The 25,434-nt window shown below is 66.4% G+C and carries 20 protein-coding genes and 3 rRNA genes; all 23 read left to right on the forward strand.

What is annotated here, in order from left to right; genetic code table 11:
• The first annotated feature begins 215 nt into the window (after window positions 1-215).
• The 23 genes from clpS to der all read left to right on the forward strand — a co-directional run bounded on the left by clpS (window position 216) and on the right by der (window position 25,229).
• Window positions 216-518: an ATP-dependent Clp protease adapter ClpS gene (clpS, locus tag ELQ90_RS03720; protein ID WP_128493890.1), complete on the forward strand. Its 303-nt coding sequence runs from the start codon at window positions 216-218 to the stop codon at window positions 516-518.
• Entirely contained in the window at window positions 515-1,111 is a 597-nt protein-coding gene (locus tag ELQ90_RS03725) for a DUF2017 family protein (RefSeq protein ID WP_166408807.1), read from the forward strand. The genes clpS and ELQ90_RS03725 overlap by 4 nt, the downstream gene beginning before the upstream one ends.
• 26 nt (window positions 1,112-1,137) lie before the next feature.
• Window positions 1,138-2,343 carry a glycosyltransferase gene (locus ELQ90_RS03730; RefSeq protein ID WP_128493892.1) on the forward strand — a complete coding sequence of 402 codons (1,206 nt, stop codon included), beginning with the start codon at window positions 1,138-1,140 and terminating at the stop codon, window positions 2,341-2,343.
• 673 nt (window positions 2,344-3,016) lie between these two features.
• Window positions 3,017-4,537 (forward strand): 16S ribosomal RNA (locus ELQ90_RS03735).
• A gap of 420 nt (window positions 4,538-4,957) precedes the next feature.
• Window positions 4,958-8,077: ribosomal RNA gene (locus ELQ90_RS03740) — 23S ribosomal RNA — on the forward strand.
• A 131-nt stretch (window positions 8,078-8,208) separates the two neighbouring features.
• Window positions 8,209-8,325, forward strand: a 5S ribosomal RNA gene (gene rrf, locus ELQ90_RS03745).
• The 16S, 23S and 5S rRNA genes sit together here, the layout of an rRNA operon.
• Before the next feature lie 193 nt (window positions 8,326-8,518).
• On the forward strand, window positions 8,519-9,490 hold the full coding sequence (locus ELQ90_RS16530) for a hypothetical protein (protein ID WP_166408732.1): 972 nt from the start codon (window positions 8,519-8,521) through the stop codon (window positions 9,488-9,490).
• A gap of 47 nt (window positions 9,491-9,537) precedes the next feature.
• On the forward strand, window positions 9,538-10,602 hold the full coding sequence (locus ELQ90_RS16875; RefSeq protein WP_243695985.1) for a hypothetical protein: 1,065 nt from the start codon (window positions 9,538-9,540) through the stop codon (window positions 10,600-10,602).
• Complete coding sequence (locus ELQ90_RS03755; protein WP_128493893.1) at window positions 10,574-11,611, forward strand: HAD-IIA family hydrolase; 1,038 nt, start codon at window positions 10,574-10,576, stop codon at window positions 11,609-11,611. Before ELQ90_RS16875 ends, ELQ90_RS03755 begins: the two co-directional genes overlap by 29 nt.
• Before the next feature lie 9 nt (window positions 11,612-11,620).
• Window positions 11,621-11,818, forward strand: coding sequence for a hypothetical protein (locus tag ELQ90_RS03760; protein WP_128493894.1), 198 nt, complete (start codon window positions 11,621-11,623; stop codon window positions 11,816-11,818).
• A complete protein-coding gene (locus ELQ90_RS03765) occupies window positions 11,815-12,624 on the forward strand; it encodes a TlyA family RNA methyltransferase (RefSeq protein WP_128493895.1) in 810 nt (269 codons plus the stop codon). The genes ELQ90_RS03760 and ELQ90_RS03765 overlap by 4 nt, the downstream gene beginning before the upstream one ends.
• Window positions 12,621-13,532, forward strand: a complete 912-nt coding sequence (locus ELQ90_RS03770) for an NAD kinase (RefSeq protein ID WP_128493896.1) — start codon at window positions 12,621-12,623, stop codon at window positions 13,530-13,532. The genes ELQ90_RS03765 and ELQ90_RS03770 overlap by 4 nt, the downstream gene beginning before the upstream one ends.
• Window positions 13,529-15,247: a DNA repair protein RecN gene (gene recN, locus ELQ90_RS03775; protein WP_128493897.1), complete on the forward strand. Its 1,719-nt coding sequence runs from the start codon at window positions 13,529-13,531 to the stop codon at window positions 15,245-15,247. Before ELQ90_RS03770 ends, recN begins: the two co-directional genes overlap by 4 nt.
• 153 nt (window positions 15,248-15,400) lie before the next feature.
• A complete protein-coding gene (locus ELQ90_RS03780; protein ID WP_243696006.1) occupies window positions 15,401-17,047 on the forward strand; it encodes a CTP synthase in 1,647 nt (548 codons plus the stop codon).
• Window positions 17,048-17,108: 61 nt separating this feature from the next.
• Window positions 17,109-17,744, forward strand: coding sequence for an NUDIX domain-containing protein (locus tag ELQ90_RS03785; RefSeq protein WP_128493898.1), 636 nt, complete (start codon window positions 17,109-17,111; stop codon window positions 17,742-17,744).
• Complete coding sequence (xerD, locus tag ELQ90_RS03790) at window positions 17,741-18,646, forward strand: site-specific tyrosine recombinase XerD (RefSeq protein WP_128493899.1); 906 nt, start codon at window positions 17,741-17,743, stop codon at window positions 18,644-18,646. Before ELQ90_RS03785 ends, xerD begins: the two co-directional genes overlap by 4 nt.
• 135 nt (window positions 18,647-18,781) lie before the next feature.
• Entirely contained in the window at window positions 18,782-19,675 is an 894-nt protein-coding gene (locus ELQ90_RS03795; protein WP_128493900.1) for a ParA family protein, read from the forward strand.
• Window positions 19,659-20,468 carry a segregation and condensation protein A gene (locus ELQ90_RS03800; RefSeq protein ID WP_128493901.1) on the forward strand — a complete coding sequence of 270 codons (810 nt, stop codon included), beginning with the start codon at window positions 19,659-19,661 and terminating at the stop codon, window positions 20,466-20,468. Before ELQ90_RS03795 ends, ELQ90_RS03800 begins: the two co-directional genes overlap by 17 nt.
• Entirely contained in the window at window positions 20,458-21,114 is a 657-nt protein-coding gene (gene scpB, locus ELQ90_RS03805; protein WP_128493902.1) for an SMC-Scp complex subunit ScpB, read from the forward strand. The genes ELQ90_RS03800 and scpB overlap by 11 nt, the downstream gene beginning before the upstream one ends.
• On the forward strand, window positions 21,098-21,931 hold the full coding sequence (locus ELQ90_RS03810; protein WP_128493903.1) for a pseudouridine synthase: 834 nt from the start codon (window positions 21,098-21,100) through the stop codon (window positions 21,929-21,931). The genes scpB and ELQ90_RS03810 overlap by 17 nt, the downstream gene beginning before the upstream one ends.
• Window positions 21,928-23,037: a prephenate dehydrogenase gene (locus ELQ90_RS03815; protein WP_128493904.1), complete on the forward strand. Its 1,110-nt coding sequence runs from the start codon at window positions 21,928-21,930 to the stop codon at window positions 23,035-23,037. Before ELQ90_RS03810 ends, ELQ90_RS03815 begins: the two co-directional genes overlap by 4 nt.
• A 4-nt stretch (window positions 23,038-23,041) precedes the next feature.
• Complete coding sequence (gene cmk / locus ELQ90_RS03820; protein ID WP_128493905.1) at window positions 23,042-23,722, forward strand: (d)CMP kinase; 681 nt, start codon at window positions 23,042-23,044, stop codon at window positions 23,720-23,722.
• Entirely contained in the window at window positions 23,715-25,229 is a 1,515-nt protein-coding gene (gene der / locus ELQ90_RS03825; protein WP_128493906.1) for a ribosome biogenesis GTPase Der, read from the forward strand. The genes cmk and der overlap by 8 nt, the downstream gene beginning before the upstream one ends.
• The last annotated feature ends 205 nt before the right edge of the window (window positions 25,230-25,434 follow it).

Here is a 25,434-nt window from a genome sequence, read left to right on the forward strand (position 1 = left end):
TCCGCCCCCGGCTCGCGACGGCGGCGTGCCGCTTCTCGAGCGATGTTCGGAGGCCGGCGTTCCGGGACCCGGCGATGGGTCCGTATTGACGAAAACGCCGGAGGTGGATTACTCCCCTTGCGGCAACCACGGTAGGGATCCAACCTGAGCGATCGCCCGGAGCAGTGGCCGGTCGTCGACGTGCATCCGGGGTGGCACCGTGACAGGCTTGAGGGGTGACCCACACCCTCTCCGACACCGACCTCTCGAGGAGCGCCGAACTCCGCGACGAGTCGGCGCTCGCGTCGCCGTGGGTCACGATCGTCTGGAACGACCCGGTCAACCTGATGTCCTACGTCTCCTTCGTCTTCCGGAGCTACTTCGGCTTCTCCCGTGGCGAGGCCGAGCGCCTCATGCTGCTCGTGCACAACGATGGTCGAGCGGTCGTCGCGACCGGGAATCGCGAGGAGATGGAGCGGCACGTCGAGGCGATGCACGGGTACGGCTTGTGGGCGAGCATCGCGAAGGCCGACGCGTGAGCGCCTTCCTCGCGACGACGGACGGCCGGGTCCTCGCGCACTTCGACGAGTCGGAACTCGAGGTTCTCTTGTCCTTGTCTCGGCAGTTCTGCGCGCTCCTCGCGGATGTCGGGAATCCCTCCCAGCTCCTCGATCCCGCCATCGCGCGTTTGTTCCCCGACGCCTACCGTGACGATGCCGCGGCGTCGAACGAGTTCCGGCGCTACACGCAGCACGACCTCGCGGCTCGCAAGGTCGAGACGGCGGAGCGTGTGCAGGCTGCGCTCGCCGATACGGCGGAACGGTCGGTCGGCGTCGTCCTGCCGGATGGCCGGGAGGGGATCGCGTTGAGTGTCGAGGACGGTTGGTCCTGGCTGCGGCACCTCACCGATCTCCGCTTGACCCTCGCCGCCCGGCTGGGTGTCGTCGACGACGCCGCCGCTTTCGACGAGGAGCCCGACCCCGAGGCGCTCTCCGAGGAGGAGCTGCTCACGCGCAGTCTCTTCGACTGGGTCGGGTACGTGCAGGAGCTCCTCGTCGCGGCGCTCGAGGACGTCGTCGACGCGGGATCGACGAGCGCGGACGAATCCGGCCCGGCGTCCACGGGCCGGTGATCCCTGCCCCGTAGCCTGGAGGCATCATGCACATCCTGATGCTGAGTGACCAGCACGCCGAGTCGGCCGGGGGAGTGCAGGTCTCGATCCGCCTCCAGACGCGGTTCCTCGAGCGGGCCGGCCACACCGTGACGGTGTGCGCGCCGCGCATGCACGCACCCCATCGCACCGACCCGCACGATGTGGACACGGCGTCCATCCCCATCACGTTCGACCGCGAGTACTCCGCGTCCTTCCCCGGGCCCTGGACGGACAAGGCGCTCGACCGCGCCATGGCGGCGCGTCCTCGGGTGGACGTCGTTCACGTGCAGGCCGACTTCTGGCAAGCCGTCGTCGGGTACCGGTTCGCCGCGCGGCACGGGATCCCCGTCGTCCACTCCTTCCACAATCACGTCGAGTTCGGCATCGAGCAGGTGGTTCCAGCTCCGAGGCTCGCCGTCCGCGTGATGCTGTGGGCGCAGCGCCTGGTGCTTCGGCCCCGCCGGTCGGAGTTGCGACCGAGCGCCTGGAGCTTCCTCGACGAGTACGCGAAGAGGGCCTCGGCGCTCGTCGCGCCGAGCCGACACTTCGCGGAGCTGCTCGAGCGCAGGGGGATCGGCCCCGGCATCGAGGTCGTATCGACGGGCGTCGACGACGACCTCGTCGACGAGGTGACCGCCGCGGTCGTGCGCCCGTCAGCCGACCGTGCGCGACCCGTCTTCCTCTGGATGGGTCGGATGAGCGCGGAGAAGCGGCTCATGGAGTTCCTCGAGGCCGTGCGTCTCTCCGGTGCGGACGCGGAGTTCCGCTTGTACGGCGCCGGACTGCTGCTCGGGAAGGCCGAGTCGTTCGTCGCCCGCCACGGGTTGGGCGACAAGGTCGTGTTCGTGGGCCGAGTGCCGTACCGGGAATCACTCGAGGCGATGGCGCAGGCGGATGCACTCGTGCAGACGTCGATCGGTTTCGAGACGCAGGGGATGACCGTCTTCGAGGCGACCGTCGTCGGGACCCGCTCGATCGTGAGCGATCCGGCGATCGCGGCCGAGCTGCCCGACGGGTCGTACTGGCAGCCGAGGGATGGTTCCGTGCGCGCGCTCGCGGCCACGATCGCCGACGTGGCGGAGGCACTGCAGTCGGGTGACGGGGGTCGCGTGCCGCAGGGTGCGGGGACGGCGCTTCTTCAGAGCATGCAGACGGAGCGCATGATCGGGATCTACGAGCGCGTCATCGCGGCCGGGCCCTCGAGTGCCTGATCCCGTCGGCGGGCACCCTTCCCCGTGTTTCCGCGGAACCGAGGCGCGACACGCCCGGGATGCAGGTGAAATTTGCACGACTCCCGGAACCCACGTAATGTCTTCCTTGTTGCCCCGAGCGGAACGGAAAGCGGGAAGCGGCGAGTGAGTGAAAAACTCACAGACCAGCTCAGCATCCGGACCCCATGTAGCAGCCACATCGAAGTCTAAAACGCTGATCCTCTTGTAGTGATCGCCTCACATGACTAAGATAAAAAATCCACTCCCGGAGCAGTCAAATGCCCCACTCGAATGTCTCCATGTCATTCGGAAGCGAATTTGACACAGCGAAATGAAGTGGTAGGTTAGGCAAGTTGCCTCGAACGGCTGCCGGAAGGCAAGCAGTCGGGAGCGCCCGATCCTTGAGAACTCAACAGCGTGCACAATGTCAAATGCCAAAAACCTCGTGACTGTGTTCATCAGATTCAACTTCGTTGAGGACAGTGAACTGCACTGACGCAAGTCAGTCGTCGACCTCGGTCGGCGAGTCGTGAGATTCCTTTGGAAAAATATTGAACAACAAAGCAAGTCAGTAATGATTTGTTCTGTCAGTTTCGAACTCGTATCGCTCCTACCCATTCCGGTGGGACGGTACACAAAATGTGCCGGACGTTCGCGTCCGTGCAAATAAACATTTACGGAGAGTTTGATCCTGGCTCAGGACGAACGCTGGCGGCGTGCTTAACACATGCAAGTCGAACGGTGAAAGAGGAGCTTGCTCCTCTGGATCAGTGGCGAACGGGTGAGTAACACGTGAGTAACCTGCCCTTGACTCTGGGATAAGCGTTGGAAACGACGTCTAATACCGGATATGAACCGTGGAGGCATCTCCTGCGGTTGGAAAGAACTTCGGTCAAGGATGGACTCGCGGCCTATCAGCTAGTTGGTGAGGTAACGGCTCACCAAGGCGACGACGGGTAGCCGGCCTGAGAGGGTGACCGGCCACACTGGGACTGAGACACGGCCCAGACTCCTACGGGAGGCAGCAGTGGGGAATATTGCACAATGGGCGAAAGCCTGATGCAGCAACGCCGCGTGAGGGACGACGGCCTTCGGGTTGTAAACCTCTTTTAGCAGGGAAGAAGCGAAAGTGACGGTACCTGCAGAAAAAGCACCGGCTAACTACGTGCCAGCAGCCGCGGTAATACGTAGGGTGCAAGCGTTGTCCGGAATTATTGGGCGTAAAGAGCTCGTAGGCGGTTTGTCGCGTCTGCTGTGAAAACGCGAGGCTCAACCTCGCGCCTGCAGTGGGTACGGGCAGACTAGAGTGCGGTAGGGGAGATTGGAATTCCTGGTGTAGCGGTGGAATGCGCAGATATCAGGAGGAACACCGATGGCGAAGGCAGATCTCTGGGCCGTAACTGACGCTGAGGAGCGAAAGCGTGGGGAGCGAACAGGATTAGATACCCTGGTAGTCCACGCCGTAAACGTTGGGAACTAGATGTGGGGACCATTCCACGGTCTCCGTGTCGCAGCTAACGCATTAAGTTCCCCGCCTGGGGAGTACGGCCGCAAGGCTAAAACTCAAAGGAATTGACGGGGGCCCGCACAAGCGGCGGAGCATGCGGATTAATTCGATGCAACGCGAAGAACCTTACCAAGGCTTGACATATACCGGAAACGTCTAGAAATAGTCGCCCCGCAAGGTCGGTATACAGGTGGTGCATGGTTGTCGTCAGCTCGTGTCGTGAGATGTTGGGTTAAGTCCCGCAACGAGCGCAACCCTCGTTCTATGTTGCCAGCACGTAATGGTGGGAACTCATGGAAGACTGCCGGGGTCAACTCGGAGGAAGGTGGGGATGACGTCAAATCATCATGCCCCTTATGTCTTGGGCTTCACGCATGCTACAATGGCCGGTACAAAGGGCTGCAATACCGTAAGGTGGAGCGAATCCCAAAAAGCCGGTCTCAGTTCGGATTGAGGTCTGCAACTCGACCTCATGAAGTCGGAGTCGCTAGTAATCGCAGATCAGCAACGCTGCGGTGAATACGTTCCCGGGCCTTGTACACACCGCCCGTCAAGTCATGAAAGTCGGTAACACCCGAAGCCAGTGGCCCAACCTTTTGGAGGGAGCTGTCTAAGGTGGGATCGGTAATTAGGACTAAGTCGTAACAAGGTAGCCGTACCGGAAGGTGCGGCTGGATCACCTCCTTTCTAAGGAGCATCTGACTCGGTCACTCCGGTGGTCGAGTCCAGAGCCAGCATCGAGGCGAATGTCCTCGACTGGAAGCTCATGGGTGGAACATTGACATTGGTGAAGCGCTGAACAGCGAGATCTCAGTACGCCGGCTTGCCGGTTGGAAACGATCGAACTCGGAACCGCTTCACATGCACGCTGTTGGGTCCTGAGGGACCGGGAAGGATCGCAAGATCCGGACTGCACCTCTGGGCCTTTTGTCGTCGGCATCACTTGCCGGCACGAAGGGCACCGCCCGTACTTTGAGAACTACACAGTGGACGCGAGCATCTTAGATTCAGAGTTTCGACTCTGGATCACAAAGATCAAAGACCCTCTTCGGAGGGTCGTAGATCATTGGTCAATTTCTTTAGAGAAATCGATTCAAACTCATGTGATTTCAAGTTTCTAAGAGCAAACGGTGGATGCCTTGGCATCTGGAGCCGAAGAAGGACGTAGTAATCTGCGATAAGCCTCGGGGAGCTGATAAACAAGCGTTATATCCGAGGATTTCCGAATGGGGAAACCCCGCTGGGCCCGCAAGGTGACCCAGTGACTCCCGCCTGAATATATAGGGCGGGTAGAGGGAACGTGGGGAAGTGAAACATCTCAGTACCCACAGGAAGAGAAAACAACAGTGATTCCGAGAGTAGTGGCGAGCGAAATCGGAACAGGCTAAACCGAGCATGTGTGATAGCTATCAGGCGTTGCATGTTCGGGGTTGTGGGACTTTCCAGACCGCGCTGATAAGCGGTCAGCATTAGAACGCGATATAGACGAATGGTATTGAAAGGCCAGTCATAGAGGGTGCCAACCCCGTAGTCGAAATGTCGCAATCGTGCGGAGAGTATCCCAAGTATCACGGGGCCCGAGAAATCCCGTGTGAATCTGTCAGGACCACCTGATAAGCCTAAATACTCCCAGATGACCGATAGCGGACAAGTACCGTGAGGGAAAGGTGAAAAGTACCCCGGGAGGGGAGTGAAATAGTACCTGAAACCGTTTGCTTACAAACCGTTGGAGCCTCCTTGTAGGGGTGACAGCGTGCCTTTTGAAGAATGAGCCTGCGAGTTAGCGATATGTGGCGAGGTTAACCCGTGAGGGGAAGCCGTAGCGAAAGCGAGTCTGAATAGGGCGATTCAGTCGCATGTCCTAGACCCGAAGCGAAGTGATCTATCCATGGCCAGGTTGAAGCGACGGTAAGACGTCGTGGAGGACCGAACCCACTTAGGTTGAAAACTGAGGGGATGAGCTGTGGATAGGGGTGAAAGGCCAATCAAACTTCGTGATAGCTGGTTCTCTCCGAAATGCATTTAGGTGCAGCGTTGCGTGTTTCTTGCCGGAGGTAGAGCTACTGGATGGCCGATGGGCCCCAAAAGGTTACTGACGTCAGCCAAACTCCGAATGCCGGTAAGTGAGAGCGCAGCAGTGAGACAGTGGGGGATAAGCTTCATTGTCGAGAGGGAAACAACCCAGACCACCAACTAAGGTCCCAAAGCGCGTGCTAAGTGGGAAAGGATGTGGAGTTGCACAGACAACCAGGAGGTTGGCTTAGAAGCAGCCACCCTTGAAAGAGTGCGTAATAGCTCACTGGTCAAGTGATTCCGCGCCGACAATGTAACGGGGCTCAAGCACGCCACCGAAGTTGTGGCATTGACATTAGTGGTAGGCCTTCGTGGTCCAGCCGTGTTGATGGGTAGGAGAGCGTCGTGTGGCGAGTGAAGCGGCGGTGTGAACCAGCCGTGGACGCCACACGAGTGAGAATGCAGGCATGAGTAGCGAAAGACGGGTGAGAAACCCGTCCTCCGAAAGACCAAGGGTTCCAGGGCCAGGTTAATCCGCCCTGGGTAAGTCGGGACCTAAGGCGAGGCCGACAGGCGTAGTCGATGGACAACGGGTTGATATTCCCGTACCGGCGAAGAACCGCCCAAGCCAATCCAGTAGTGCTAAGAGTCCTAACCCGGACGACTGATTCCCTTCGGGGATGACGCATCCGGTCTAACGCTCGAACCCGTCTGGTGCGGTTAGCGTATTAACAGGTGTGACGCAGGAAGGTAGTCGGTCCTAGGCGATGGTTGTCCTAGGCCAAGGTTGTAGGCCGAGAGATAGGCAAATCCGTCTCTCACATAGGCTGAGAACTTAAGGGGAGCACGATAAGTGCAAGATCCGATGATCCTATGCTGCCAAGAAAAGCATCGACGCGAGGTTCCAGCTGCCCGTACCCCAAACCGACACAGGTGGTCAGGTAGAGAATACCAAGGAGATCGAGAGAATCGTGGTTAAGGAACTCGGCAAAATGCCCCCGTAACTTCGGGAGAAGGGGGGCCTGAGGCGTGAACGGATTTACTCCGGGAAGCGCTGTATGGCCGCAGAGACCAGTGGGAAGCGACTGTTTACTAAAAACACAGGTCCGTGCCAAGTCGCAAGACGATGTATACGGACTGACGCCTGCCCGGTGCTGGAAGGTTAAGAGGAAGGGTTAGCTTCGGCGAAGCTCAGAATTTAAGCCCCAGTAAACGGCGGTGGTAACTATAACCATCCTAAGGTAGCGAAATTCCTTGTCGGGTAAGTTCCGACCTGCACGAATGGCGTAACGACTTCCCAGCTGTCTCAACCGCGAACTCGGCGAAATTGCACTACGAGTAAAGATGCTCGTTACGCGCAGCAGGACGGAAAGACCCCGTGACCTTTACTACAGTTTGGTATTGGTGTTCGGTGTGGCTTGTGTAGGATAGGTGGGAGACTGTGAAGCTGGCACGCTAGTGTCGGTGGAGTCGTTGTTGAAATACCACTCTGGTCACTCTGGATGTCTAACTTAGAACCGTAATCCGGTTCAGGGACAGTGCCTGATGGGTAGTTTAACTGGGGCGGTTGCCTCCCAAAAAGTAACGGAGGCGCCCAAAGGTTCCCTCAACCTGGTTGGCAATCAGGTGTCGAGTGTAAGTGCACAAGGGAGCTTGACTGTGAGACTGACAAGTCGAGCAGGGACGAAAGTCGGGACTAGTGATCCGGCAGTGGCTTGTGGAAGCGCTGTCGCTCAACGGATAAAAGGTACCTCGGGGATAACAGGCTGATCTTGCCCAAGAGTCCATATCGACGGCATGGTTTGGCACCTCGATGTCGGCTCGTCGCATCCTGGGGCTGGAGTAGGTCCCAAGGGTTGGGCTGTTCGCCCATTAAAGCGGTACGCGAGCTGGGTTTAGAACGTCGTGAGACAGTTCGGTCCCTATCCGCTGCGCGCGTTGGAAATTTGAGAGGATCTGACCCTAGTACGAGAGGACCGGGTTGGACGAACCTCTGGTGTGTCAGTTGTTCCGCCAGGAGCACCGCTGATTAGCTACGTTCGGGATGGATAACCGCTGAAAGCATCTAAGCGGGAAGCCGGCCTCAAGATGAGATTTCCATACCTTCGGGTGAGAGGCTCCCAGCCAGACTACTGGGTTGATAGGCCGGACGTGGAAGAGGGGACTAAAGACCCTCGGAGCTGACCGGTACTAATAAGCCGATGACTTGATAATCACTACACTCATACTGTTGTAAGGCTGGTATGAGTGGCCTGATGCCCGCGTCCACTGAGTGGTTCTCGATGTACGGTCGAGAACTGATCTAGCTAACAGCTAGTACGTTCACTTTGATACATCAATAGTGTTTCGGCGGCCATAGCGAGAGGGAAACGCCCGGTTACATTCCGAACCCGGAAGCTAAGACTCTCTGCGCCGATGGTACTGCAGGGGGGACCCTGTGGGAGAGTAGGACACCGCCGGACTTCTTCGTTGAAATGGCCACCCATTGTTGGGTGGCCATTTTGCGTTAACAGACCATGCTCGAGGGAGCACGCCCGCCGAATACGTCCGTGCGAGCGACCCGGCCGTGGTCGATTGCGCTACACGAGCGAGAAGGATCCTGGAACGACATGAGCGAAACCGACGACGAGCGGGATGGCCGCTCCAGGTCCCCGCGTGATGGCGCTGGACGCGATCGACGGCCGAATGGAGCCTCTCGCGACCAGAGCGGCGCCGATCGTCGGGGCCGCCAGGGCGGCCCCGACGACCGGCGCACACCTCGAGACGGTGAGCGCGGCGGCTTCAGCGATCGCGACCGTCGCGGCGCACGCGACCGCGACCGTCGTCCTTCCGGCGAACATGACCGACGTCCTGGCGGTGATCGCGACCGTCGTCCTTCCGGCGAACGTGACCGACGCCCTGCGGGTGATCGCGACCGGCGTCCATACGCCGACCGCGGCGGACGTCCGTCGGCTGCTCCTCGGTCCACGCGAGATGGCGGCCGTCCCGGCGCCACCCCTCGTGGTGGAGCCGACCGCGGTGACCGCGAGTCTCGGGGCGCTGGGTCGAGCGAGCGACAGCCATGGTCGACTGATCGTCAGGGAGGCGGCCCCTCCGAGGGCGGTGACCGTCGCGGCGGACGCCCGGGTACCGCCGGCCGTGACCGCCGCGATCAGGGGGGCGACCGTCGGGGGGACCGGCCGGCGTACAACCGCGACGATCGCGCTAGCGGCGCATCCCGTCCGTCTCGCACCGACCGCGACCAGGGTGGATCCCGTCCGTCTCGCACCGACCGCGAATGGTCGCCACGTCCTCCTCGTGACGGCGGACCGCGACGCGAGGCCTCGGGCGCCGGCCGGGAATGGTCGCCACGACCTCCGCGCGACGGCGAACGGGGCGGCGGTGGTGGTCCGCGCTCTGGCGGTCGTGACGCCGGGCGTCCGACATACGGCGACCGTGGTGGCGCCGGGCGGGGTCGACCTGAGCGTAACGACCGCCCGCTCCGCGACGACCGGTTCGAGCGTGAGCTCACCGAGGAGGAGCAGCTCCAGCGCGAACTCCGGTCGGTCCGTCCGCGGCACGACGACCCGGAGGTTCCGGAGGACGTCCAAGCACGGGACCTCGACAAGGTCGCTCGTAACGAGCTGAAGTCGCTGTCGAAGGACAACGCCGATTGGGTTGCGAAACACCTCGTGATGGCCTCGCGCCTGATCGACGAGGACCCCGAGCTCGCCCACCTCCACGCGTTGAGCGCCGCCCGCCGAGCGGGCCGCATCGCCGTCGTGCGCGAGACTCTCGCGATCACGGCGTACGAGACCGGCGACTATGCTCTCGCGCTCCGCGAGCTGCGGACCTTCCGTCGGATCAGCGGCTCGGACGAACAGCTCCCGTTGATGGTCGACAGTGAGCGCGGCGTCGGCCGGCCCGAGAAGGCGCTCGAGCTCGGTCGTTCCGTCGAGCGCTCGACGCTCACCCCGGCCACACAGGTGTCGCTCGCGATCGCGATGTCGGGCGCGCGACTCGACCTCGGCTCCCCCGAGTTGGCGCTCGGCGAGCTCGAGATCCCGCAGCTCGATCCGGAACGTGCCTTCAGCTACAGCCCCGCACTCTACGACGCCTACGCCGAAGTGCTCAGTGAGCTCGGTCGCGTCGAGGATGCGGCTGTGTGGCGCAAGCGTGCGGCCGTCGCTCTGCAACTGCTCGGCGACCCGAACGAATCCGAGACGATCGAGATCGTCGAGGAGGAGATCGAGGGGTTCGAGGAGGCTGATCAGGATCCCGATGCCGGAGCCGACACCGCCGACGGTGGTTACGGTGCCGGGACGGGGCCGGAGTCGGAGGCGGACCACGTCGACAACGACGACGACCTCGACGAGATCGACGAAGAAGGTGGCGACCTCGCCGACGATCTCGATAATCCCGACGACGTCTATGCCGGTGGCGATGACGCTTTCGATGCTCATGACGCCGACGCCCACGCCGACGCCGACGTCGGTGCCGCCGACGCCCACGACGCTTCGGATGCAGGCGAAGACCGTGATGACGACGTCTCTGTGGCCGACATCGAGGCCGGCCCCGCTGTCACACCCGCGGACGAGATCGACGCACGGGACGCCGATGGTGGCGATCCGGTTGATGCCGCGGTGACGGACCACGGTGCCGCCCAGGAGGACGGCGTCGAGGAAGACGGTGCCGAGGATGACGGTCCAGAGGAAGAGGAAGAGGACGAGGATGGCGTTGTTCGGCCGCAGGAAGACTGACTCCACTCCGCTCGACGGGGTCGACGTGGTCCTCGCCGACCTCGACGGCGTCGTCTACGCGGGGCCGAACGCGATCCCTCACGCCGTCGACAGCCTCAACCGTGCCGGGGAGACGCGGCGGCTCGGCTACATCACGAACAACGCCTCGCGCACCGACGAGTCCGTCGCGGCGCACCTCCGGGAACTGGGACTCGGTCCGTCAGCGACGGACGTCGTCACGAGCCCGCAGGCCGCGATGCGGCTCTTACGAGACCACGCGGCTCCCGGAGCGACCATTCTCGTGGTGGGTGGTGAGGGGCTCGTGTCCGAAGTCGAAAAAGCCGGTTTCGTCGTGACGCGCAGCGCCGAAGACGGTCCCGCCGCGGTCGTGCAGGGCTTCGCTCCCGAGGTCGGCTGGACGCAGCTCGCGGAGGCGGCCTTCGCTCTCCAGACCGGTCGCGAGGCGAACGACCTGCCGTGGATCGCGACGAACACGGACTGGACTATCCCGCAAGCGCGAGGCATCGCCCCGGGCAACGGGACGCTCGTGTCGGCCGTGCACACGGCGGTCGGACGGTTGCCCATCGTCGCGGGGAAACCCGAGGTCCCGATCTTCGACGAGGCGAGGGCTCGATTCTCGGCCGAGAAGCCGCTCTTCATCGGCGACCGTCTCGACACGGACATCAAGGGCGCGAACGCCGCCGGCATGGACTCGGTCCTCGTGCTCACGGGCATCGATCGGGCGAAGCACGTTCTCGCGGCGGACCCGAGTTCGCGACCCACCTACATCCTCGAAGACCTGCGCGGGCTCCATGAGCCGTACCCGGCGACGACCTTCAGCTCTGACCGCTCCACCGCGACGGTCGGCCGCTCCGTCGTGAAGATCTCCGGCACCGATGTCGTCGTCGTGCAGGACGGCGACTCCGCGATCGATCGGTTGCGCGCGGCCTCCGCGGTCATCTGGGCCAGTGGGCGCGCGATCTTCGGCTTCACCGTTCCCCCTCGGCTGCACGAGGAGTCGGGACTGTAGCCTGGAGTGGTGTCGAACCCGCCGGAGGAAGTCCCCGATCGAGCGCCCGAGCCGGGCGACTCGATCATCCCCGCCGACGGTGACGGACTCGTGTCCCGGCTCCGCGTCATCGAGGACCAGCCGCTCGAGCAGCGCGCGGAGGCCTACTCGGCTCTGCACGCCGAGTTGAAGGCCGTGCTCGACAGCGCCGACCGTACCGCGGGATGACCGCCTCCCGACTGGACGCCGCCCTCGCCGCGCGCGGGCTGGCCCGATCACGCAGCCACGCGGCGCGTCTCATCGCCGACGGTCTCGTGAGTGTGGCGGGACAGGTGGTCACGAAGCCGTCGCTCTCGGTCGACGACGGCGACCTCGTCGAGGTTCAGGTGACCGATGGATACGTGAGCCGAGCCGCCGCGAAGCTCGTGCACGCTCTCGATGCGTTCGGCATCGACCCGCGCGGAGTCCGCGCGCTCGACGTCGGCGCCTCGACGGGCGGGTTCACCGAGGTGCTGCTGCGCCGCGACGCCCTGGCCGTCATCGCCCTCGACGTCGGCCACGGCCAGCTCGTCAACCCCGTCCGCTCCGATCCGCGGGTCGCGGTCGTCGAGGGGGTCAACGCACGCGAACTCACGCCCGAACTCCTCGCATCCACGAGTGGTGCCGACTGGGCTCCGGAGCTGGTGGTGGGCGACCTCTCCTTCATCTCCCTCACCCACGTCATCCCGCCCGTGCGCGCGTCGGTGTCCCCGGACGCCGACTTCGTGCTCCTCGTCAAACCGCAGTTCGAGGTGGGCAGGACCCTCGTGAAGGAGGGGATCGTCGTCGACGCCGTGGCTCGTGCGGAGAGCATCGAGCGAGTGCTGGCCGTCGCGGAGGAGAGCGGTCTCCACACCGTCGCGGTCCTGTCATCCCCCATCACGGGACTGCACGGAAATCACGAGTACCTCGTCCATCTCAGTCCGAACTCGGGTCGCCATCCGTCAGAATGGACGGACGAGATCCGACGGATCGCTGGAGCAGGAGACTCATGACCGGACCAGAACGCGCGATCCTCGTCGTGTCCCACACGGGGCGGCGGGATTCGATCGACGCAGCGGTGTCCGTCATCGAAGAGCTCGCGGCGGGAGGGGCCACCCCGGTGCTCCGCCGGGAGGAGTGGGAGGACATCGCCGCTGCGTGCGTCCTCCCGGGCAACACCGCCATCCTCGGCGAGCAGATCGACGCCGCGGACCTCGAGCTCGTGATCGTTCTCGGTGGAGACGGCACCATCCTGCGTGCCGCCGAACTCGTGCGCGGATTCTCCGCCCCGCTCCTCGGCGTCAACCTCGGCCATGTCGGCTTCCTCGCCGAGAGCGAGAGGGACGACCTGGCCGAGGCGGTCCGCCGGGCGATCGAGGGCGATTACCTCGTCGAGGAGCGGATGACGCTCTCCGTCCGGGTCAAGAACGGCGGTGATGTCGTCTACGAGACCTGGGCTCTCAACGAGGCGACGGTCGAGAAGGCGAGTCGTGAGCGCATGCTCGAGGTCGTCATCGAGGTCGACGGCCGCCCGCTCTCGGCGTTCGGGTGCGACGGGGTCGTCGTGTCGACGCCGACGGGATCGACCGCGTACAACTTCTCGGCCGGCGGGCCCATCGTGTGGCCGACGGTCGAGGCGATCACGATGGTCCCGCTCAGCGCACACGCACTCTTCGCCCGTCCGCTCGTGGTCGGTCCCGAATCGTCGCTCGCCGTCGAGGTCATCCCCCGGAACCAGGGCTCGGGAGTGTTGTGGGCCGATGGTCGCCGGGCGCACGAGCTGCCCCCGGGCGCGCGGGTCGTCTTCCGCCGATCGAGCGTTCCCGTACGGCTCGCCCGCCTGCACCAGGGGCCGTTCACGGATCGCCTCGTGCACAAGTTCCATCTGCCGGTCGAGGGCTGGAGGGGGCCGAACGGGTGATCGAGGAGATCGAGATCCGTGACCTCGGCGTGATCGCCGAGGCCACGCTTCCGCTCGGACCGGGTTTCACCGCCATCACCGGCGAGACCGGCGCGGGCAAGACCATGGTCGTGACGGCGCTCGGCCTCCTGCTCGGAGGTCGCGCCGACAGCGGAACCGTCCGCTCGGGCCAGGACCGCGCGAGCGTCGACGGTCGCTGGGTCGTCCCCGAAGACGGGCCCGTCGCCGAGCGTGTCCGCGAGGCGGGCGGTGACGTCGATCCCTTCGGCGAGGGCCGGGCTGAGCTCACCCTCGGGCGCACCGTGTCGGCGGAGGGACGCAGTCGTGCCGCGGTCGGCGGTCGAGCGGCTCCCGTCGGCATCCTCTCAGAGCTGGGTGAGCGACTCGTCGTCGTGCACGGCCAGTCGGAGCAGTTGCGGCTCAGGTCCGCGACGGCGCAGCGCGAGGCGCTGGACCGGTTCGCGGGAACGAACCTCGCCGGGTTGCTCGCCGACTACACGCATGCCTTCACACGCTGGCGCGCCAATCGCTCCGAGCTCGAGACGATCACGACGGAGCGCGAGACGCGCGCGACGGAGGCGGCGACGCTCCGCGAGACGATCGCCGAGATCGAGGTCGCCGCTCCGCAGCCGGGGGAGGACGAGGAGCTCGCCGTCCGCGCGACGCGACTCGGCAACCTCGAGGCGCTCAGGCTCGCGGCCGCTGGTGCCCGAGAGGCGCTGTCGGCGGAGGAACCCGACGGAATCGACGTCGTCGGTCTCGTCGGCGCGGCCCGTCGACTCGTCGACGACGTCAGCGGCGCGGACCCGACTCTCGCGGCGATCGGGGAGCAGCTCGCCGACATCGGCTACCTCGCGGCCGACGTCGCCGCCGAGCTCTCGAGCTACCTGGCCGAGGTCGACGCCGACGGGGCGCGGGAACTCGAGATCGTGAACGAGCGCCGCGCGACCCTCACAGCACTCATGCGTGCATACGGACCGACGCTCGACGACGTGATCGCCGTGCTCGACTCGGGCAGCGCCCGCCTGCTCGAACTCGACTCCGACGACGAGCGCATCGACGAGCTGACTCGACAGGTCGCCGAGGACGCGGAACTCGTCGAGCGGCTCGCGAGCGAGGTCAGCGCTGCGCGCGTCGCGGCGGCGGCCGACCTCGGTGAGCGGGTGAGCGACGAACTCACCGCGCTCGCGATGCCGGACGCCCGGCTCACGATCGACGTGCAGTCGGACGGCGACTTCACCACGAGCGGGCGCGACGACGTGCGATTCCTCCTCCGGCCCCACAGCGGCGCGGAGCCGCGTGCCCTCGCCCGCGGCGCATCGGGAGGAGAGCTCTCTCGCGTGATGCTCGCGATCGAGGTCGTCATCGCCGGCACGGATCCCGTGCCCACGTTCGTGTTCGACGAGGTCGACTCGGGCGTCGGCGGCGCCGCGGCGATCGAGATCGGCCGTCGCCTCGCGCGGCTCGCGGAATCGTCGCAGGTCATCGCGGTGACGCACTTGGCACAGGTCGCCGCGTTCGCGAACAACCACTTGAGCGTCCGCAAGCAGAGCGACGGATCCGTGACGTCGTCGAGTGTCGTGCGGCTCGAGGGCGACGAGCGCGTCTCCGAGATGGCACGACTGCTCTCCGGTCTCCCGGACTCCGAGTCCGGTCTCGCCCACGCGGAGGAGCTCCTCGCTCTGTCCGCGCACGATTCCCAGGTGTTAGGATAGAAGCCCGTGGCGGACATTAATAACGCGGGTTCCTTTTCCTCTCCTGACGCTCCTTCCCGATCGGTCGACGACTCCGTCGAGATCGCGCGAGGCGGCTCCTCCCGGTCCTCGGGATCCGGCGGTTCTGCGGGGTCCGGCCGCACGACGAAGCACATCTTCGTGACCGGCGGAGTGGTCTCCTCCCTCGGCAAGGGCCTCACCGCCGCGAGCCTCGGCAACCTGCTGACCGCGCGAGGGCTGCACGTCGTGATGCAGAAGCTCGACCCCTACCTCAACGTCGATCCGGGCACGATGAACCCGTTCCAGCACGGCGAGGTCTTCGTGACCGATGACGGTGCGGAGACCGATCTCGACATCGGGCACTACGAGCGGTTCCTCGACATCGACCTGAGCCAGGCGGCCAACGTCACGACGGGTCAGATCTACTCGAGCGTCATCGCGAAGGAGCGCCGCGGCGAGTACCTCGGCGACACGGTCCAGGTCATCCCGCACATCACCGACGAGATCAAGCGCCGCATGCGGTTGCAGGCTTCGGAGGACCCGCAGCCCGACGTCATCATCACCGAGATCGGCGGTACCGTCGGCGACATCGAGTCGCAGCCGTTCATCGAGTCGGCGCGTCAGGTGCGTCACGAACTCGGCCGGAAGAACGTCTTCTTCGTGCACGTGTCGCTCGTCCCGTTCATGGGCGCATCAGGTGAGCAGAAGACGAAGCCGACGCAGCACTCCGTCGCGACGCTGCGCTCGATCGGCATCCAGCCCGATGCCCTCGTGCTCCGCAGCGACCGCCCCGTCACCGAGTCGAACAAGCGCAAGATCGCGCTCATGTGCGACGTCGACGAGGACGCCGTCGTGAACGCCGTCGACGTGCCGTCGATCTACGACATCCCCACGATGCTGCACGACCAGGGTCTCGACGCCTACATCATCGACGCCCTCGGCCTCGACGCGTCCGCCGTCGACTGGTCCGGCTGGGAGGGGCTGCTCCGCACGGTGCACGACCCCAAGCACGAGGTCACGATCGGTCTCGTCGGCAAGTACATCGATCTCCCCGACGCCTACCTCTCCGTCACCGAGGCCCTCAAGGCCGGCGGGTTCGCGCACGACACGAAGGTCAAGATCGTGTGGGTGCCGTCGGACGAGTGCGAGACGCCGGAGGGTGCCGCTCGCGTGCTGAGCGCCGTCGACGGCATCTGCATCCCCGGGGGCTTCGGCATCCGCGGCATCGAAGGCAAGGTCGGCGCGCTGACGTTCGCCCGGAAGAACGACATCCCCGTGCTCGGACTGTGCCTCGGCCTCCAGTGCATGGTGATCGAGTACGCCCGCACCGAAGCCGGACTCGACGGGGCGAGCTCGACCGAGTTCGACCCGGACACGACGTTCCCCGTCATCGCCACGATGGCCGAGCAGGTCGAGATCATCGCCGGCGGCGACCTCGGCGGCACGATGCGTCTCGGTCTCTACCCGGCGGCGCTCGCCGAGGGCTCGCTCGTCGCCGAGCTCTACGGCGCGAACGAGATCTCGGAGCGCCACCGCCACCGCTACGAGGTCAACAACGAGTACCGCGAGCGCATCGCGGATGCCGGTCTCCGGTTCTCGGGCACCTCGCCGGACGGCCGGCTCGTCGAGTACGTCGAGCTCGACCGGTCCGAGCACCCGTTCTACGTCGGAACGCAGGCCCACCCCGAGCTGCGCTCGCGTCCGAACCACGCGCACCCGCTCTTCGCGGGACTCGTCGGGGCAGCCCTCGAGCGTCACCAGGCGAGCCAGCTGTTCGACGAGGACGTCGTCGACGCCTGAGTCGTCGCCGCGCGGAGGACGCCGGGCCGCCGCCCGTCCTCGATCATCTGAAGGGAACGCCATGACCGACTCGCCTCTCGAGGACACCCCGTTCCCCGTCGACGTGACGGCGTCCGAGCGGGTGTTCGACGGCCTCGTCTGGGACATCCGCCGGGACACCTTCGACTACAACGGCAGCCCCGTCGTCCGTGAGTACATGGATCACACGGGAGCCGTCGCGGTGCTCGCCCTCGACGAGGACGACCGCGTCCTGCTCATCCGGCAGTACCGCCACCCCGTCGGGCTCAGGGAGTGGGAGCTCCCCGCCGGACTGCTCGACGTCGAGGGGGAGGACCCGCTCACGGCGGCTCAGCGGGAACTCGAGGAGGAAGCCGACCTGCGCGCGAGCGACTGGCACGTCCTCTCGGAGTTCGCGACGAGCCCCGGCGGCAACAACGAGGTCATCCGCATCTACCTCGCGCGCGACGTGAGCGCGACGCACGGCTCCTTCGAGCGCGCCGAGGAGGAGGCCGACATCGAGGTCGCGTGGGTCGCCCTCGACGAGGTCGTCGACGCGGTGCTCGCGCGCCGGCTGCAGAACCCGTCGCTCGCGATCGGGGTGCTCGCGGCTCACGCGTCGCGCGCTCGCACGTGGGCGACGCTCGCTCCCGCCGACAGCCCGTGGGACCGCCACCCGAAGCTCCGTCCGTCCCGGTGACGCTCGCGCGCGCCGTCGACGAGTACCTCCGGCACGTGCAGATCGAGCGCGGCCTCTCCGCCAACACCGTGTCGGCGTACCGCCGGGATCTCGCCGGCTACGTGCAGTGGCTCGCGGGGGAGGGCGTCGACGAGCCGCGCGACGTCGCGGCGGAGCACGTCTCGGGCTACGCACGGGCTCTGTCGACGCGAGAGGAGCGGCCGCTCGGACCGTCGTCCCTCGCGCGCGTGCTGTCGTCGGTCCGCGGCTTCCACCGGTTCCTGCTCGAGGAGCGTGACGTCGACGGCGACGTCGCCCGCGACGTCCGCCCGCCGAAGCTCGGCCGTCGGCTGCCGAAGGCGCTCACGATCGAACAGGTCGAGCGGCTCCTCGCGGCGACCGAGGGGGAGGATGTCGCCGCTCTGCGGGACCGGGCGCTCCTCGAGCTCCTCTACGCGACGGGCGCGCGCGTCTCGGAGGTCGTGGGCCTCAACGTCGACGACGTCATCGACGAGGACATCGTCCGGCTGACGGGCAAGGGGGACAAGCAGCGCATCGTGCCGCTCGGTCGCTTCGCACGGACGGCCATCGATGCATACCTGGTTCGCGGCCGCCCCGTGCTGTCGGCCGTGGGGGCCGCGACTCCCGCCTTGTTCCTCGGGATGCGCGGCGCACGCTTGTCGCGACAGAGCGCGTGGCTCGTGCTCCAGGCCGCCGCCGAGCGGGCCGGGCTCACGGCCCATGTCTCGCCGCACACCCTGCGCCACTCGTTCGCGACGCACTTGCTCCAGGGGGGAGCGGACGTCCGGGTCGTCCAGGAGCTCCTCGGGCACTCCTCGGTCGCCACGACGCAGATCTACACCCTCGTGACGGCGGACTCGCTGCGCGACGTCTACACGTCGGCGCACCCGCGCGCCCGCTGAGCCGGCGTCCATCGGACGACGTGCGGATGGCGGAGAGCCGAGCACCTGTTCGCCCCCGCGCGCCCGCCGAGCCCGTGGCCTTCCGACGACTACAATCGAGAGCCAAGCACCAGAACCGATTGGAGCGAGCCGCCCGTGGCCAGAGCTGACGACACCGCCCTCTTCGCGTCGACCGACTCGTCGGCGACGCCGAAGCTCGGGCCCACCGGTCGTCCGCTCCACGACTTCCCCACGCCGCCGCCGCTCGCGGGCCACGGTCCCGCCCGCATCGTCTCGCTGTGCAACCAGAAGGGCGGCGTCGGCAAGACGACGACGACGATCAGCCTCGCCGCCGCGCTCGCCGAATACGGTCGTCGCGTGCTCGTCATCGACTTCGACCCGCAGGGCGCGCTCTCCGCCGGTCTCGGCATCGGCACGCACGAGGGCCTCACGATCTACGACCTGCTGCTCAACCCGAAGCGGCCGGCGTCCGAGGCCATCCAGCAGACGCGCATCCCGGGTCTCGACATCATCCCCGCGAACATCGACCTCTCGGCCGCCGAGGTCCACCTCGTGAACGAGGTCGCGCGCGAGCAGATCCTGGCCCGCGTCCTCCGGCAGGTCACGGGCGACTACGACGTCGTCCTCATCGACTGCCAGCCGTCCCTCGGCCTCCTCACGGTCAACGCGCTCACCGCGAGCCACGGCGTCCTCATCCCGCTCGAGTGCGAGTTCTTCGCTCTCCGCGGCGTCGCGCTCCTCATCGAGACGATCGAGAAGGTGCGGGATCGCTTGAACCCGGCGATCGAGCTCGACGGCATCCTCGCGACGATGTTCGATTCGCGGACCCTGCACTCCCGCGAGGTGCTCGAGCGGGTCGTCGAGGCGTTCGGTGACGACGTCCTCGAGACGGTCATCGGGCGCACCGTCAAGTTCCCCGACGCGTCCGTCGCCGGCACCCCGATCACGTCGTTCGCTCCCGAACACCCCGCCGCGAAGGCCTACCGGCAGCTCGCGAGGGAACTGGTGGCGCGTGGCGCCGTCGCCTGAGCGCATCGAATCGGACGGCTTCCGAGTCGAGCTCGCGAACTTCGAGGGTCCGTTCGACCTCCTGCTCTCGCTCATCACGAAGCACGAGCTCGACATCACGGACATCGCGCTCTCGGTCGTGACCGACGAGTTCCTGTCCTACCTCCGCGCTCTCGGCGACGACGTCGATCTCGACCAGACGTCGGAGTTCCTCGTCGTCGCGGCGACGCTCCTCGATCTGAAGATCGCCGGACTGCTGCCGCAAGGCGAGCTCGTCGACGCCGAGGACGTCGCGCTCCTCGAAGCGCGCGACCTCCTCTTCGCGCGGCTCCTGCAGTACCGCGCCTTCAAGGAGGCGTCCATGTGGTTCCAGTCGCGCTTCGACGCGGAGTCCACGCGGCACGCGCGGTCGGTCCGCCTCGAGGAGAAGTACCGGCAGCGCACCGTCGAACTCGTCTGGACCCTCACGCTCGAGGACTTCGCGGCCCTCGCGACGCTCGCCCTCACGCCGCGCGAGATCCCCGTCGTCGGGCTCGACCACCTGCACGCTCCGCTCGTGAGTATCCGCGAGCAAGCGGCGCACGTCGTCGCGATGCTGCGGCACGGCGAGACGTTGACGTTTCGGCAGCTCGTCGCCGGTGCGGATCAGAAGGGCGTCGTGATCGCGCGGTTCCTCGCGGTCCTGGAGCTCTACCGCCACGCGTCCATCTCGTTCGAGCAACTCGAACCCCTCGGGGAGTTGACCGTGCGCTGGACCGCGGAGAATTGGACGGACGACAACCTCGCCAACCTGGGAGCTGATTATGACGGATGAGTCCACGCGGACGCCCATCCCGGAGTCGACGATCGACGCCGTGGTCGCGGAGGCGGCGGAGACCGAGGCGCCCGTCGCGATCGCGCCGCCGGACGTCGATGTCGACCGTGCCATCGAGGCGCTCCTCATGGTCGCCGACGAGCCGCAGAGCGTCGTCGGCCTCGCGACGGCCCTCGGCCGGCCCGTCGGGGAGGTGCGCGACGCCGTCGAGCGGCTCGCGCGTGACTTCGACGGGGTGGAGGGCACGGTGCGGCGCGGTTTCGAGTTGCGCGAGGTGGGCGGCGGATGGCGCTTCTACGTGCGCGCCGACTACGACACCCTCGTCTCGGACTACGTGAACCAGCAGAACCCGTCGCGGCTGTCGCAAGCGGCGCTCGAGACTCTCGCCGTTATCGCCTACAAGCAGCCCATCTCGCGCAGTGCGATCGCGTCGATCCGCGCTGTGAACGTCGACTCCGTCGTCCGCACGCTCCTCGGGCGCGGGCTCATCACGGAGCTCTTCACGGACAGTGAGACGGGCGCGATCAACTACGGGACGACCGAGGTGCTGCTCGATCAGTTGGGGATCAACTCCCTCGACGAGCTGCCGCTCATCTCGCCGCTGCTCGCGGATGGACAGGAGGGATTCGATGTCGATGTCCGGTGACCCGTTCGCCGAGCCGGAGGGCGTGCGGCTCCAGAAGGTGATGGCGGCCGCCGGGGTCGCGTCGCGTCGCGTGTCCGAGCAGATGATCGCCGAGGGCCGTGTGACGGTGAACGGCGAGCTCGTCACCGAACCCGGGCGACGGATCGACCCCGAGACGGATCTCGTCGCCGTCGACGGCCAGGCCGTGCAGCTCGACACGTCGAAGCGCTACCTCATGCTCAACAAGCCCCGCGGCATCGTGAGCTCGATGAACGACGAGCGCGGTCGCCCCGATCTCCGCACCTACACCGATGCGTTCGAGGAGCGGCTCTTCAACGTCGGCCGACTCGACGCGGAGACCTCCGGCCTCCTCGTGCTGACGAACGACGGCGATCTCGCCCACGTCCTCGCGCACCCGTCGTTCGGCGTCTCGAAGACCTACGTCGCGAAGGTCTTGGGTGCGGTCTCGGCGCAGACCATCCAGCGGCTCAAGAACGGTGTCGAACTCGAGGACGGGACGACATCCGCGGACGCCGCGCGCGTGCTCGCGGCCGGCTCGGGTGCATCGGACGGGTCGTCTCTCGTCGAGCTCACGCTGCACTCGGGCAAGAACCGCATCGTGCGCCGCATGCTCGCGGCCGTCGGCCACCCGGTCATCGACCTCGTGCGCCGGCAGTTCGGTCCGCTCCACCTCGGAACGCTGCGCTCCGGCGCCGTCCGCGAACTGACGCGCGAGGAGCTCGGCGCGCTCCTGACGATCGCTCGCAGCGGGGGAGAGGCGGCGTCCGCCGCGACCCCCGAGGCTCCGCGCACCCGCGGCGGGCGGAGCGCGCGATGACGATCGTCCAGGGCCTCGACGAGCGAGCGCCGCGGTTGTCCGGCCAGATCCGCGTCGTGGGAGCAGGCCTCCTCGGGGCGAGTATCGGCCTCGCCGTACGCGCGAACGGTGTGGACGCGATCCTCGCCGACGCGTCGCCGAGCCAATTGCGTCTCGCGGTCGACTACGGCGCCGGCCGCATGGAGCGCGACGACGACGACCCCGCGATGATCGTCGTATGCGTGCCGCCCGACGTCGTCGCCGACGTCGTCGCGGCGGAGCTCGCGCGCTTCCCGAACGCCGTCGTCACCGACGTCGCGAGCATCAAGCTCGCGCCGCTCCACGAGTTGCAGGAACGCGGCGTCGACCTCGTGCGCTACATCGGTTCGCACCCCATGGCGGGTCGCGAACGTGGGGGAGCGATCTCCGCGCGTGCCGATCTCTTCCTCGGCCGGCCGTGGGTGATCTGCCGCGATCACGAGACTCCCGTCGAGGCTCTCGCCCTCATCGAGGACCTCGCACTCGACCTCGGGGCCGTCCCCATCGAGATGACGCCGGAGGAGCACGATGCGAGCGTCGGTCTCGTCTCCCACGTGCCCCAGATCGTCGCGAGCGCCCTCGCGAAGCAACTCGTGCGGGCTCCCGACGCCGCGGTGCGTCTGACCGGTCAGGGGCTGCGCGACACGGTCCGGATCGCGTCGAGCCAGCCCGAGCTGTGGGTCCAGATCCTCGCCGCGAACGGCGGTCCCGTCGTCGAGGTCCTCGATCGGCTCGTCGACGACCTTCGCGACGTCGCCGACGCGCTGCGGTCCCCCGACGCCCCGGGCTCTCGCCGCGAGATCGCCGATGTGATGGCGGCGGGCAACGCGGGTGTCGCCCGCCTGCCCGGCAAGCACGGTCAGGACCGACGCTTCGCCCAGATCGTCGTCATGGTCGACGACACCCCCGGCGAACTCGGCCGGCTCCTCTCGGAGCTCGGCGAGATCGGTGTCAACATGGAAGACCTGCGGCTCGAGCATTCGCCCGGCGCGCAGATCGGTCTCGCCGAGATCAGTGTCCTCCCCGAAGTCCAGCAGCGCGCGGTCGACGACCTCGAAGCACGCGGCTGGCGGATTGCGAGTGTGTAGCAGTATGGCCGACATCATCGTGGCGATCGACGGTCCCGCCGGCAGCGGGAAGTCGAGCGTCTCCAAGGCGGCGGCCCGCCGACTCGGGTTCGACTACCTCGACACGGGGGCCGCCTACCGCGCCCTCGCGTGGTTCGTGCTCGACCGAGGAGTCGCTCCCGAGGACAGCGAGGCCGTCCTCTCCTCGCTCGACGCCTTCGACTACTCCATCTCGATCGATCCGAGCGAGCCCGTCGTCATGGTCGGCGAGACGGACGTCACCGACGCCATCCGCGAGCCCCGCGTCTCCGGTGTCGTGAGCGCGATCGCTCGCGTCCCGGAGGTGCGCACGTTCGTCACGGGCATCTTCCGATCGACGATCGACGCGGCCCCGCACGCGGGGATCGTCGTCGAGGGCCGCGACATCACGACGGTCGTCGCGCCCGACGCCGAGGCCCGGATCCTGCTGACGGCGGACGAAGAGGTTAGAATGGCGAGACGCTCCGCCGAGCTCACGACCGAGTCGGCGGCTGTCGTCGGGGAGCAGCTCCGCTCCCGTGACCGGGCCGACTCCCGCGTGGTGGACTTCCTCACCGCCGCGGACGGCGTCGTGACGGTCGACTCCACCCACCTCGACTTCGACCAGACCGTCGATGCCGTGCTCGAGGTGATCGCGCGCGAAACGACAAGGACCTCCCATGGCTGACGATTACGACGAGCCCGACACGACCGACGACGGTCTCGCCGAGAAGCTCGGAGGGCTCGACGAGGAGCTCGCCGCGCAGCGCACCGCCGCCCTCCGGAGCGGCCTCGCCGACTACGAGCTCGACGAGGAGGACCTCGCGGTCCTCGATGCCGTCTCCGACGACCCCGACGCGATCCGCTACCTTCCGGCGCTGCCCGTCGTGGCGATCGTCGGTCGGCCGAACGTCGGCAAGTCGGCGCTCGTCAACAGGATCCTCGGCCGCCGTGAAGCCGTCGTCGAGGACACCCCCGGAGTGACGCGTGACCGCGTCTCGTACCGTGCCGAGTGGAACGCACGGCACTTCACCCTCGTCGACACGGGCGGCTGGGAGCCCGACGCGCGCGGCATCGACGCGTCCGTCGCCGCTCAGGCCGAGGTCGCGATCGACCTGTCGGACTTCGTCCTCTTCGTCGTCGACGCCAACGTGGGAGCGACGAGCACCGACGAGCAGGTCGTGAAGCTCCTGCGCCGCGCCGGGAAGCCGACGTTCCTCATCGCCAACAAGGTCGACGACGTCCGCCAGGAGCCGAACATCGCCGAGCTGTGGTCACTCGGCCTCGGCGAGCCGAAACCCGTCTCCGCGCTGCACGGTCGGGGTGTCGCCGACCTTCTCGACGAGCTCATGAAGACGCTCCCCGAGGTCTCGGCCGTCGCCAAGGAGGAGGTCGGCGGTCCGCGTCGCGTCGCGATCCTCGGTCGCCCGAACGTCGGCAAGTCGAGCCTCCTCAACAAGGCCGCCGGTGAAGAACGCGTCGTCGTCAATGAACTCTCGGGTACGACGCGCGATCCGGTGGACGAGCAGGTCGAGATCGCCGGCAAGTTCTGGCGCTTCGTGGACACCGCTGGAATCCGCCGCCGCGTTCACCTGCAGCAGGGCGCGGACTTCTACGCCTCGCTCCGTACGTCGGCCGCGCTCGAGAAGGCGGAGGTCGCCGTCGTGCTCATCGACGTGACCGAACCGATCAGCGAGCAGGACGTGCGCATCATCGACCTCGTGCTCGAATCCGGTCGCGCCCTCGTCCTCGCGTTCAACAAGTGGGACCTCCTCGACGACGAGCGCCGACGGTACCTCGAGCGCGAGATCGAGCAGGACCTCGCGCACGTCTCGTGGGCCCCGCGCGTCAACATCTCGGCTCGCACAGGACGCCACATGGAGAAGCTCGTCCCGGCGCTCGAGCTCGCCCTCGAGTCGTGGGACACGCGGCTGCCGACCGGCAAGTTCAACGCGTTCCTCGCGGAGCTCGCACAATCGCACCCGCACCCGCTCCGCGGCGGGAAGCAGCCGCGCATCCTGTTCGGCACGCAGGCCTCGAGCCGGCCGCCGACATTCGTGCTCTTCACGACCGGCTTCCTCGACCCCGGCTATCGCCGGTACATCCAGCGACGGCTCCGCGAGATCTACGGCTTCGAGGGCACGCCGATCCAGGTCAACATGCGCGTGCGGGAGAAGCGTCAGCGTCGTACGTAACCAAACAGCTACACCCGTATGAGGGCGCCAGCTTCGGCTGGCGCCCTCGGTGCGTTCGTGGCGCCGTCGATCCTGCGTACACGACGTCCGGCACGGCGCCGACCGCGAGGGACGAGTTCATGTGAGTGCAGCGTGCCCACAGATGGCCGGACGTGCGAGGGCGGCAGGATGGTGGCGAGCGCCCCTGCCGTAGATGGCGCCCTCG

The sequence above is a fragment of the Labedella phragmitis genome, from assembly GCF_004078635.1.
In the GTDB taxonomy this organism is placed as follows: domain Bacteria; phylum Actinomycetota; class Actinomycetes; order Actinomycetales; family Microbacteriaceae; genus Labedella; species Labedella phragmitis.

Bases quoted from the DNA above. Each gene is read 5' to 3' on its own strand.
- ELQ90_RS03730 (WP_128493892.1), top strand. From the start codon at position 1,138: ATGCACATCCTGATGCTGAGTGACCAGCACGCCGAGTCGGCCGGGGGA.
- ELQ90_RS16875 (WP_243695985.1), top strand. From the start codon at position 9,538: ATGGCCTCGCGCCTGATCGACGAGGACCCCGAGCTCGCCCACCTCCAC.
- ELQ90_RS03755 (WP_128493893.1), top strand. From the start codon at position 10,574: ATGGCGTTGTTCGGCCGCAGGAAGACTGACTCCACTCCGCTCGACGGG.
- ELQ90_RS03765 (WP_128493895.1), top strand. From the start codon at position 11,815: ATGACCGCCTCCCGACTGGACGCCGCCCTCGCCGCGCGCGGGCTGGCC.
- ELQ90_RS03770 (WP_128493896.1), top strand. From the start codon at position 12,621: ATGACCGGACCAGAACGCGCGATCCTCGTCGTGTCCCACACGGGGCGG.
- ELQ90_RS03785 (WP_128493898.1), top strand. From the start codon at position 17,109: ATGACCGACTCGCCTCTCGAGGACACCCCGTTCCCCGTCGACGTGACG.
- scpB (WP_128493902.1), top strand. From the start codon at position 20,458: ATGACGGATGAGTCCACGCGGACGCCCATCCCGGAGTCGACGATCGAC.
- ELQ90_RS03810 (WP_128493903.1), top strand. From the start codon at position 21,098: ATGTCGATGTCCGGTGACCCGTTCGCCGAGCCGGAGGGCGTGCGGCTC.
- ELQ90_RS03815 (WP_128493904.1), top strand. From the start codon at position 21,928: ATGACGATCGTCCAGGGCCTCGACGAGCGAGCGCCGCGGTTGTCCGGC.
- cmk (WP_128493905.1), top strand. From the start codon at position 23,042: ATGGCCGACATCATCGTGGCGATCGACGGTCCCGCCGGCAGCGGGAAG.
- der (WP_128493906.1), top strand. From the start codon at position 23,715: ATGGCTGACGATTACGACGAGCCCGACACGACCGACGACGGTCTCGCC.